The sequence below is a fragment of the Kothea flammea genome, from assembly GCF_052161645.1.
GTDB lineage: Bacteria > Planctomycetota > Planctomycetia > Pirellulales > Pirellulaceae > Laterigemmans.
This window is the reverse complement of the sequence record NZ_CP197414.1, coordinates 525,324-536,325: the sequence shown is the minus strand read 5'-3', so window position 1 is coordinate 536,325 and position 11,002 is coordinate 525,324. Positions and strand designations below refer to the sequence as shown.

General features: G+C 57.9%; 7 protein-coding genes. 5 read left to right on the top strand and 2 right to left on the bottom strand.

Annotated elements, in window-relative coordinates:
* The first annotated feature begins 132 nt into the window (after positions 1–132).
* Positions 133–1,704, top strand: coding sequence for a GGDEF domain-containing protein (locus SH139x_RS01780; RefSeq protein ID WP_488353577.1), 1,572 nt, complete (start codon positions 133–135; stop codon positions 1,702–1,704).
* 237 nt (positions 1,705–1,941) lie between these two features.
* Here SH139x_RS01780 and SH139x_RS01775 read toward each other — a convergent pair whose 3' ends face one another.
* Both SH139x_RS01775 and SH139x_RS01770 read right to left on the bottom strand, forming a co-directional pair.
* Complete coding sequence (locus SH139x_RS01775) at positions 1,942–2,664, bottom strand: response regulator transcription factor (protein WP_488353576.1); 723 nt, start codon at positions 2,662–2,664, stop codon at positions 1,942–1,944.
* 50 nt (positions 2,665–2,714) lie between these two features.
* The gene (locus SH139x_RS01770; protein ID WP_488353575.1) at positions 2,715–3,719 is read right to left on the bottom strand and encodes a sensor histidine kinase; all 1,005 of its coding nucleotides are present in this window, start codon (positions 3,717–3,719) and stop codon (positions 2,715–2,717) included.
* A 150-nt stretch (positions 3,720–3,869) separates the two neighbouring features.
* Here SH139x_RS01770 and SH139x_RS01765 point away from each other — a divergent pair, with 150 nt between their 5' ends.
* From SH139x_RS01765 to SH139x_RS01750, 4 genes are all read left to right on the top strand, one after another.
* Positions 3,870–4,319, top strand: coding sequence for a hypothetical protein (locus SH139x_RS01765; protein WP_488353574.1), 450 nt, complete (start codon positions 3,870–3,872; stop codon positions 4,317–4,319).
* A 259-nt stretch (positions 4,320–4,578) separates the two neighbouring features.
* Positions 4,579–5,580, top strand: coding sequence for an ABC transporter ATP-binding protein (locus SH139x_RS01760; RefSeq protein WP_488353573.1), 1,002 nt, complete (start codon positions 4,579–4,581; stop codon positions 5,578–5,580).
* Between the two features lie 117 nt (positions 5,581–5,697).
* Positions 5,698–8,046, top strand: coding sequence for an ABC transporter permease (locus SH139x_RS01755; protein ID WP_488353572.1), 2,349 nt, complete (start codon positions 5,698–5,700; stop codon positions 8,044–8,046).
* A gap of 5 nt (positions 8,047–8,051) precedes the next feature.
* The gene (locus SH139x_RS01750) at positions 8,052–10,991 is read left to right on the top strand and encodes a c-type cytochrome (protein ID WP_488353571.1); all 2,940 of its coding nucleotides are present in this window, start codon (positions 8,052–8,054) and stop codon (positions 10,989–10,991) included.
* Positions 10,992–11,002: the final 11 nt, after the last annotated feature.

Genomic DNA, 11,002 nt, shown 5'->3' with positions numbered 1-11,002 from the left:
CTCTAGCGAGTTGGCTTTGGCTCTGGCCAGTTTGCCCAGTCGGCAAACGTGACGTATGTGCTTGTGTTAACAGGCGTCCAAACAGCGTGCGTACGCGGCTGATGGTTACCGCCCCAGAGCATATTTCAATTCATGTTTATCGACATATTGGTGGCAATTAGCTGCGGTTTGGCGGGCATGTTGTGTGGTTGGTTGGCTTATCCATCCCTCATTATGCCCCCTCCCCAAACCTCCTCTCCACCTAGGGCTGAAGCGACCCCGCAGGCCCTAGCACCGGTGCAGGCTGCGCAACCCGACAATCAGCTGGAAAAAGCTCGGCTCGAACAAATAACGCTGCGACTGCGGACGTTGACTGAAAACACGGCAGCCGGGGTGGACACGCACCAGCTGCAGGTGCAATCACTTACCGAATCGCTGAAAGAAGTCGATTTGGTGCGACATCCGGATGCCATTTTCGCTGCCATGAACCGCCTGCTCGACGCTAGCGACACGCTGCGAGTTCAGCTCTCCGAGGCACAAAGCCGATTTGAGGAGCAATCGATGTTGCTGCAATCGGCTCAGCAACAAGCGGTCACCGACCAACTGACGCAAATCGCCAACCGGCGAGCCTTAGACGATTACATGCATGACTTGATGCGTCGGCAACCGCCTCAGCCGAGCACGCTGATGCTGCTCGACATCGACCACTTCAAGAAGTTTAACGACGCCTACGGGCACTTGACCGGCGACGAAGTGCTGAAGCGGGTAGCCAAGCATATCGAGCATCGCATTGGAGCTCACGGGATGGTGGCCCGTTATGGCGGAGAGGAGTTCGCCGTGGTCTTTGGCGACACCACCATGGTCGACTGCCGAGCGCTTGCCGAGCAGACGCGGGCCTCGATTGCCGATCGCGAGATCGTCTTTGAGGGCCAGCACCTGCGAGTCACCAGCAGCAGCGGGTTGGCCGAGTGGACTGGCTGCGAAACGGTCGACGAGTGGATCGCCCGCGCCGACGCCGCGTTGTACGAATCGAAGGCGAATGAGCGGAACTGCGGCTATGCCCAGCTGGGCGACACAATGGAACGGCTCACCCCGCGGGGCGAGCCCACCTCTGCCGCTCCCCCCCGCCCACTCTCGGAAGCGGAAAAACTGGAAGCCGAGATCACTCGCCTGCTACCTCAAGAGCCGAATTTCAGCGGACTGCCCCGTTGTTTGCAGGGTTTGCCCATTGGCTCGCGGCTAATTCGCGAGTTCAGCGAGTTTGCCACCAACGTGCAAGCTTCCGGGGCCATCTTCGTGACGGCGATGGTGCGGATCGATCATCATTCAGCGGGCCAAGCGGCTCCCCTCGGCCAAGCGGCAACCGCCCAAGGTCAACCCGATTTTGAAGATTTGCGAATGGTGGCGAGGACGATTCGTTCGGTCGTGCGAGCTGTCGATCGCATTGGTTTGCTGGATGCGAAAACGATTCTAATTGGCATGCCCAGCTTGAGCCCGGAAGGGGCCGTGACGCGAGCGGAACGCATTCGCACTGGAGTCAACTATGCTTCCGACGGTGCCAGCGAATTTCGCCAAGCCCAAAAGTCGGTCACGGTGGCTTTGGCCAACAGTCACCAAGCGGCCGACTTTCCGCAAATGCTAAATCTTTGTCTCGATATGCTTGCCGATCAGCCGCTGCACTCGGCAGATCAAACGCTGGCCTGTTGGGAAAAAACAGATTTTTGAGAAGTTTCTCAAATCCGCCTTGACCCCGCGGCCCCTCTGTCCCTATTCTCCGCCCATCGCTGAGAGGGAACCACAACTCCTGACCAGCGACCACCAAACCACCGGCTCCCGGGTATTTAGCGCGTAGTCCTCCGCCCCCCTAGGACTCGTACTATCCGGGAGCTTTTTTTATGCGCCGGCTGCGAGATTTTATGCGCCGTTGGCAAAATGCTGGGGTCTTTAGGTTACTTCGGGCATTTAGGTTGCTTCACTGACGAACCGATAGCCGACATCCCGAATGGTGAGGATGTGCTTTGGTTCGGCCACGTTGGCTTCGACGATTTTTCGCAGTCGGGCGACGAATTGGTCCACCGAGCGGGTTTGCAAATTGCCGCTGACTTCCCAGACTTCGGTCAATAACTCTTGCCGTGTGATCACGCGTCCCTCGTTGCTGATTAGATACTGCAACAATCGCAATTCCTTGGGAGTCATTTTCACCGGTTCATCGGCAATTGTCACTTCGTGCGACTGAAAATTCACCTGCATGCGGCCGAAACAGGCTTCGGTCACGAGCGGAGCTTTGGTTTTTTTGACTCGCGAATCTTTTCCGCCAGCCAATTGCAGCAAATTTTTCACGCGGCTGATCAGTTCATCAAGGTCGAACGGCTTTGCCATGTACTGATTGGCGCCGACATCGAACCCCCGTGTGCGGTCCTCGGTCAGCGTGCGAGCGGAAAGCATCAATACGGGAATTGTCAGGCCACGATCACGAATTGTTTCGCAGACCGCGTAACCACTCATCCCGGGCAACATCAGATCGAGCACGATCAGATCGATCGAAGCTGCGTCGTGATCAATCCGGCGGAGCGCGGTGGGACCGTCGCCGGCCAACGTCACGCGATAGCCTTCCGCCTCTAGGTTGTATTTGATACCAACCCCCAAATGTTCCTCGTCTTCGACGACCAAGATGTGATGGGCCATGGGTCTGCGAGTCTGCTCCGGAGCAAGCGAATGGGTTAACCCCAAAAAGTTTAATCAACGTCGACTTGTGTTTGTTCGATGACTAGCGGTCTAAACTGGTCCAAAACGGTATTTTTCTGCGGCTTGCCCGATGTGCGACCACCCGCTTTGACATTCGGGAAAGTAACCTCGAATTCGGTCCCCGGGCAGCCCCGCCGATCGCGAACCCGCACGCTGCCACCGAGCGAGCGGACGACGGTGCGGACGAGGTACAGCCCCAACCCGGTCCCCTGCTTGCTGCGTTCCAGTTCATCCCCCAGACGCACGAAGCGGCCAAAGATCTTCCGCCGCAATTTTCGTGGAATCCCTGGCCCATTATCGATCACGTACACCTTGCCCTCGCCCTCCACGCAGCGGGCGATAATCGTAACGACGGGGGGTGAGCCTCCATATTTTACCGCGTTATCGAGTAGATTTCGAAACACGATTGCCAAATCAACCGGGTTGCCCCGCACGACAATGGGGTCGGCATCGAGATCGATCGCATCTTCCGACAAATGGTATCGCACGGCGACGTTCCCCGCACACTGGGCGAGAATTTCGTCCAAGCGACAATCCTCCCAGCGTTGGTTCGTCGAGCCTCGATCGACACGAGCCGCGTCGAGCAAATGATTAATTAATTGATCGAGTCGCTCGACATCGGCTAACATATAACGATGAAAATCACGGCGTTGCTCGTCACTGACTTGCCGCAGTGATAAAGTCTGCAGGTACAGTTTCAGTGATGCGATGGGACTTTTCAGTTCGTGCGTGACACTGTCGACAAAGTTCGATTGTCGGCGATTCAAGTTCACCGCGCGGACGGAAAAGACGAGATAGACGATCACCCCAGCCAGGATACAGCCCAGCACCACTGTTCCGATTGCCAGCAGCGCCCAGTAGGCGGGAGCCGATTCCTTGTTGCCGACTGCCGCGAAGGCGTTCACCAAGACCCAGCCGATGAGCACGATGATCACTAGCACAATCATCACCACGCCTAGCGTGATTGGCCATTTGAGCGAACGGTTATCAATCATCCAGAAAATCCGCGGAAAGGTTTAAAAAATTATTGGCGTGACGTCTGCGTACGCAGGTTGATATAATGAGCTACGGTGTGTTATTCAAAATTGAGGCGGACACTACAGCGAGATTGTCCGCACTATTATGGCCCCGGGAGGGAGTGGCCGGTGCAACCAAATACGAGTGACAAACAATTTTCCGAACAAACGCTGCGGCAAGTGGCTGCCGATTCACATCGCGCCTTGATCCGCGGTCGTTATTGTTTGGAACGATCACGAATCGACCGTTTTCGCTGTGTCGACGACCAACCGGAGTCGCACGCCAGTTACGGTCGGCAACTCTGGTACTTTGACGGCCAGGGTGTCAACGAATTGGATCGCCGCAATCCCATTTATGGAGCGGTCGAATATTCGATTCAATACGGGCTCCATGAATTAGTCGAAGATGGTGTCTTCGAAGCACCCGAGCAGCGGGATCGTTTTCGGCACGTATACGGCGGCCAGCGACTGCGTCCGTCTTGGCGAGACCCTGCGCAACGCTTTCTGATCGCCGCCCTCGTCGCGGCCACGGTGGCGACGATCGCCTACTTGTTGCTCCGCTTGGCCATCGCCGTTTGAGCACATTAACGTTTAATGAGGGCCAGCTTGGCGGGACCCTCGTTAAACAGTCAGCCGCAGGCGTACTTGTAATGGGAGCGCGTTCGCCTTCGGCTGACGGTTAAACGCATCCTATTTCCCAGCTGGAGATAAAAAAGGGGGAGCAAATCGGCAAAAAAGCCAATTTTGCTGGGTGGGGGACGAACCTGCTACAACGATTACTGCTTACAATCGTGCTGTAGGTTACTCTTCCACGCGCTCCCCAATGTAATAATCTGGTATGGCAAACGGCTCGTCTGACTCCGCACCTGCGATCATCGAAGTAAACGACCTGAAAAAGACGTACCGTTCAGGTTGGCTCTCCCGCAATAAGGTCCCGGCGCTTCGGGGCGTATCTTTGCAGGTCCGCCCCGGCGAAGTCTTTGGCCTGCTGGGGCCCAACGGGGCCGGAAAAACGACGTTGATTAAGGTGCTGCTGGGGATTGTTCGTCGCAGCGGCGGCAGCGCGACCGTGCTAGGCAAACCTGCCGGCTCGGTGGCCAGCCGGCATCGCATCGGTTACTTACCTGAAAATCTCCGCGTCGAGCGGCACCACACGGCCCGCACCGCCCTGCGTTTTTACGGTCGCCTCAGCAACCTCGCGGGAGCTGCTTTGGAAAAGCGGCTGGATGAACTGATTGAACTGGTGGGGCTGAAAGGGCGGGACAAAGAAGCAATCCGCCAATTCAGCAAAGGGATGAACCAGCGCCTGGGCCTGGCACAAGCCCTGCTGCACGACCCCGACCTGCTTATTCTCGACGAACCGACTGACGGCCTCGATCCGGTTGGTCGTTCGGACGTTAGAAATTTGCTGCGTCGGCTGGGGGACGAAGGCAAGAGCGTGCTCATGAACAGTCATATTCTTCAAGAGGTCGAGTTGGTTTGCGATCGGGTGGCGATCATGACCCACGGAACGCTTCGCTCCCTGGGCTCCATCGACGACCTGACCGAAGTCACCCGCTTTGGCACGCTGGTGATCCACGTGCAGGCCGACCAAGCCGACGCGGCCATGACGGCGCTGACTCCGCTCGGCGAACCGATCATCGACGTGGCCATTGGTCGCGACTCGGTCCCGATCTCGATCAGCGTGGAAAACCAAGCGGAGACCGACGACTGCATCGATCGGCTGCGAGCGGCCGGCGTCAGCTTGGCTCGCCTGGAGATCAAACGCCCCAGTTTGGAAGATATTTTCTTGGGCATTGTCCGCACCGGTGACGCGGAACGGGCTGTCGCGACGAGTTAGCCGCGACGATTTCATTGTGCCCCACCGCGTTGGCCCAGCTGGTTGCCCCAGCTCGTCAGGCCGACGACTTGCTCGGCTTATTATCGACTTCTTCACGCTTCCGCCTACTGAATACTTATGCGACCCTATCTGGCCATCATTACAGACTCCTTTCGCGCAGCGTTCGCTTCGCGAGTCCTCTGGATCATGCTCGCCTCGATTGTGCTGTTTTTGCTGATCCTGGCCCCTTTTGGCTACCGCGAAATTTACACCGTCGACTTCAACCGGCGCGACATTAATTCGCTCGACCGGCTCGCCGGCATGTTGGCCGAGGGTTTGGAAGCGGATCGTGACAGCCCAGCCAAACGGATCGCGACGGCGTTGCCCGCCGATTTCCAGAAAGAGCTGCGTGCCAAAGTGGAAGGCAAAGATTCCAACCTCGATCGCAGCCGCTTTATCTCCGCGCTGAACGACCTTACCGAAAGCGATGAGTGGTTCAACGCTGAGACTTGGACAGGCACCCTGCGTTTGGCCGAGTTGCGGGAACTGGATGAACTCGACGGCGATCAAATGGAAAATCGCCTGAAACGTCGCCGCGCCCGGTTGCGAATCGAAGCTGCCCTGCCCGGCGTCTTTCGCCCCCGCCCCGATCGCTCCCTGCAGATCACTTACGCCATCTGGGAAACGCCCGGCGAGCTGCCTTTTCGCCAAGAGCGATTCACGGAAATCATGAACCAGTTCATCTTGCCGGCGATCCTGAATTTGCTGCTGGGTGTGGGAGCTGTCTTCATTGGTATTTTGGTAACCAGCCCGATCATCCCAGAAATGTTCCAACCCGGTTCGTTGCATTTGCTGTTAAGCAAACCGGTCTCGCGACCCGCATTGTTCATTGCCAAATTCATTGGCGGCTGCGCGTTTGTGCTGCTCTGCGTGTCGTTGTTGGTCAGCGGGTTATGGCTAATCGCCGGGCTCCGATTCGACATTTGGAACGGGCGTCTGTTTTACAGCATCCCCGTGTTTGTCTTCCTGTTTGCGGTCTACTACAGCGTCTCGGCGTTTGCCGGTCTGCATTGGCGGAGCGCCGTCGTCTCGGTGGTCATCACCGTGCTCTTTTGGCTGGGCTGTTTTGTTACCGGACAGATCGCCGGCATCTCCGACGGCTTCGTAACCGGACCAGCTAAAGTGAAGCTAACGGCTCCCTTACAGCAGGGCGTGTTAACAGTTACCAACGCCAACGCACTGCAATACTTGGCCACCGACCAAAGCGAACCGAAATCGATCATCACGGGCCAATTTGGCAACGTTTCCAGAATCTTGGGACCAGCCGTTTTAGCCGATGGTCGCGTGGTCGCCACGACCAGCTTTCAACAGGGTTTCGGCAGTTTCGGTGACGAGGAACCGCTGAAGGTTTTCGACCCCCAAGCCGACTGGAAAGAAGAACTCGGGGTCACACTGCCGCGTGGTACGATGCAAATCATGGCGGCAGCCGATGGCGGGCTGTTGGCACTTTCCACCAACGGTTTATACCACATCGCCGCGGACAACTTGTTACAACCCGAAGAAGAAGCCGACGCGGACAAACCGCGAGGTTTATTCGCCGGTATCCAAAATCTGCTCGGCAAACAAACCAGCGCCTTCACCAAAGTCACACCACCGACGATCGGCTTTGTCGCACCCGCGCGGATGGTCCCCGTCGCCAATACGAATGACGTTGTGATCTACAGCGCCGGCAGTATTTATCGCGTCAGTCCCACGAACGAGAGCGAGAACGAGAACGGCGAGTCAGCCGCGGACGCTGGCGGATCAGCCTTGGCCGGCGGCGGTCCTTGGAAAGTAGTCGCCTCGACGATTCTTAGCGATGGCGATAGCACACTCCCGGTGACGCTCGCCGCCACTACCACGCACACGGTTTTGGCTCGCAAGGGAGAAGCGATTCGCATCCTCAACAGCGAGAGCTTGCAGCTACTCAGCGAGCTTGAATTCCCCGACACCCAATCTGTCGTCGACATGGTGTCCACGGGAGATCAAGCAAGCGTGTTGCTGCTGCTCTCCACGCACCGCGTCTCCGAGATCGCGCTCAGCGACGCGCCGAAGTTGCAGGAAGCTGCCCTGCCCTACCAAGGCAGCATCGAATCGATCACCAACGGCCCGGAGGGCAACATTTGGATCGCCCACCACATCGATTCCTTGACTGCCATCGATCCAAAATCTGGCGAAATAAAACAAGCCCTCGCACCACAGCGAGATATCTGGCGAACGGTCGACGCTTGGGTCGTCACGCCGCTGCGTAACATCTTGCCACAAACCGGCGAACTCGGCGAAACCGTAATCGCGTTAATCTGCGGCCGCAGCGATGTGGAAATTATTACCGGGAATGACGTGCAACGCGAATCGCTGAATATCGTTCGCCCCCTCGCCACCTGCGGAGGCTTTACGTTTGTGATGTTGCTGCTCGGTTGCCTCTACGTTTATCGCCAGGACTTTTGACGTATATGCTTCGCTTGTTGAGACACCCGTTTGTTTTTTGTTTGATTGTCACCAGCCTGTTCGCCTGCAGACAGCAAGCCTCCGCGCAGCCCGCGGAGGAAAAACCTTCGCTGCGGGAGAAATTGCTGAGCGAATCGCCGCAGGTATTGTCTGACGACGTGCTCGCGCAAGGCAGCTCAGTGCGAGGTGCGATCCTTTACACCCAGCCCAACATCAGCTGCTCACGATGCCATGGCGGAGCTGACCAAAAACTGCTGGGGCCAAACCTCAGCGGCCTGGGCGATCAAGTCACCATCGCGCACTTGGTGGAGTCGTTACTGGAGCCGTCCAAGCAGATTCGCGAAGGGTTCGCGGTCGTCAACGTGCTGACCACAACGGGGCAAATCGTCACCGGCAAAATCATTCGCGAAACCGCCTCGCAGCTCGAGCTGCGCAGCAGCGGCGATGACCTGGCGATCATCCGCTTGGATCGCCAAGAAGTGGAAGAAGTCGTTCCCAGTCAAATCTCCGCGATGCCGGAAAACCTTGTCGACCAGCTGCGCGACCGCCAACAGTTCCTCGATCTCGTCCGCTACGTGTATGAACTCTCGCGGTTACCCGGCTCGTCCAGCCCGCAGCCGACAGCCGGCGATAACACTGGTAAGAATAATGGCCGAATAGCAGGACAAGCGACAGCGGCCCCCGCCAAGCACCAGGGTTTGGCCTTGCTGCAAGCACTGAACTGCGTTGCCTGCCACGCCGCTTCCGAACATCACCTGCTCGTTTCGGCAAAGCAGCCACCCAAGTTAAGTTGGTCTGCCGCCCACCTCCAACCGGCTTGGTTGGAGCAATTCATTGCTAACCCGCAGCAAGTCAAACCGGGCACCACGATGCCGGCAATGTTGGCGAATTTACCCGCCGAAGAGCGCCGGCAAACAGCGGCCGAGATCACGCTCTACCTCCGCTCGCTGGCGAAACCCGCGGCCAGCGACGCGGCGGTTGCGATGCCAGCGGAAAGCCGCGACGAACCCGCTTCGCCCGCTCGCGGCGAAACGCTATTTCACAGCGTCGGCTGCGTGGCGTGCCACTCACCACGCGACGACACCGGCGGCGAAACACTAGCGACCAGCTCGGTGCCGCTGGGCGAGTTGGCTGAAAAGTATAGCCTCGCTGCGCTGACTGCTTTCCTGCGTGACCCGCTGGCCGTCCGCCCCTCGGGGAGAATGCCCCACCTGCAATTAACCCACTGGGAAGCGATTGATATTGCTAGCTATTTGTTGAGCTCGGGCAGACCAGCTGAGCAAGATCTAAATAATCAAGATCCAATCGAGCAGAGCCAAATCGAGTCAGCCGAGTTCGATCAGCAGCTCGTCGCGCGAGGCCGCGAGCATTTTCTCCGCCAGGGCTGCGCTGCTTGCCATCTCGACATTGTCTCAGAAGCCGCAACAGATACAGCAGCAATCGGCATGACGCTGGCCCAGCTGGACCTCGCCCAAGGTTGCCTGTCGGGCGTCAGCGGGGAGTGGCCAGCGTTCAACCTCGACGAAGAACAGCGGACGCTGCTGAGGACGGGCCTGCAAGCATCTGGCCTGCAGGAAGTTGGTGAGGCACTCAGTCGCGACGACCAACTGACCGTTTCCCTGCTGGCTTTTCGGTGCTTGCATTGCCATCAACGTGACGGTTTGGGAGGTGTTTCCGACGAACGCAATCCCCACTTTAAAACGACCAATCCCAACTTGGGACCGCAAGGCCGCATCCCGCCCACGCTGAGTAACGTGGGAGCCAAACTGCAGCCCCGTTGGTTGCGGCAGGTGCTGGGCAGCGGGCGTCCCATTCGACCCTACCTGCTGACCCGCATGCCTCAATTCGGCAGCGAGAATGTGGGCCACCTGGCCGAGTTATTTGAGCAAGTGGACCAATTGTCGGAGACCAAGTTTGCCGAGGTCAACGACGCCAAGGACGCCAACGACGCCAAGGAGCTCCGCGAGGCTGGCTTTCAGATCGTCGGCAGCGATGGTTTGAACTGTGTGGCCTGCCATACGTTCCAGTTAAAGGAAGCGCTCAACATGCCAGCGGTCGATCTCACGGAGATGGCCGAACGGTTGCAGAAGCGTTGGTTTTATCATTACATGCGCGACCCGCAAAGCCTCAGCCCCAACACCGTGATGCCCTCATTTTGGCCCGCGAACCAGGCGATGCGGAAAGACATTTTGGAGGGCGATGTTGACCGGCAAATCGAAGCCACCTGGCAATATTTGCTCGAAGGCAGGCAGGCTCGTCAGCCACGCGGCGTGGTGATCGAACCGATGGCCTTGTTGGCGACCGACGAAGCGGTGATGCTCCGCCGCAGCTATCCGGGGATCGGAAAACGAGGAATTGGTGTGGGCTATCCGCATCGCGTCAACCTGGCCTTCGATGCCGAGCAAATGCGGCTGGGAATGATCTGGCAAGGTGACTTTGTCGACCCCGGCGGCGTCTGGCGCAGCCAAGGGCACGGGCAAGTGCGACCTCTTGGCAAACCACTGCATCGTTTCGCCGCGGGCCCCGACTTTGATTCACGCACCCGTCCGTGGGTGGTCGACGAAGACCGTCCGCCGCGACATCAATTCAAAGGCTATCAACTCGACTCGCAACAGCGCCCCAGGTTCCGATATCGCTTCGACGGGATCGACGTGGAAGATTATTTTGTCGATCAACTTGCTGACGCCAAAGATACTCCCCTGCTCCATCGCAGCGTAACTTTGCAAAGTCCCGAGCCTCGCGACGACTTGCGATTTCGCGCCGCCAGCGGCCAAACCATCGAACCGCTGGAGAGTGGTGGTTTTCAAATCGACAACGGGCTGATTGTCCGCATCGACTCCGATCACGAAGCGCGGATTGTTGACGTCGAAGATGGCAAGCAGTTGATCGTGCCGCTGACCATTGCCACCGCAGCAACCGTCCTTAAACTGACATACACTTGGTAAGGAACAGACAC

Excerpts from the sequence above, each read along its gene's own strand:
- SH139x_RS01770 (WP_488353575.1), bottom strand. The coding sequence starts at position 3,719 with ATGATTGATAACCGTTCGCTCAAATGGCCAATCACGCTAGGCGTGGTG.
- SH139x_RS01780 (WP_488353577.1), top strand. The coding sequence starts at position 133 with ATGTTTATCGACATATTGGTGGCAATTAGCTGCGGTTTGGCGGGCATG.
- SH139x_RS01755 (WP_488353572.1), top strand. The coding sequence starts at position 5,698 with ATGCGACCCTATCTGGCCATCATTACAGACTCCTTTCGCGCAGCGTTC.
- SH139x_RS01775 (WP_488353576.1), bottom strand. The coding sequence starts at position 2,664 with ATGGCCCATCACATCTTGGTCGTCGAAGACGAGGAACATTTGGGGGTT.
- SH139x_RS01750 (WP_488353571.1), top strand. The coding sequence starts at position 8,052 with ATGCTTCGCTTGTTGAGACACCCGTTTGTTTTTTGTTTGATTGTCACC.
- SH139x_RS01760 (WP_488353573.1), top strand. The coding sequence starts at position 4,579 with ATGGCAAACGGCTCGTCTGACTCCGCACCTGCGATCATCGAAGTAAAC.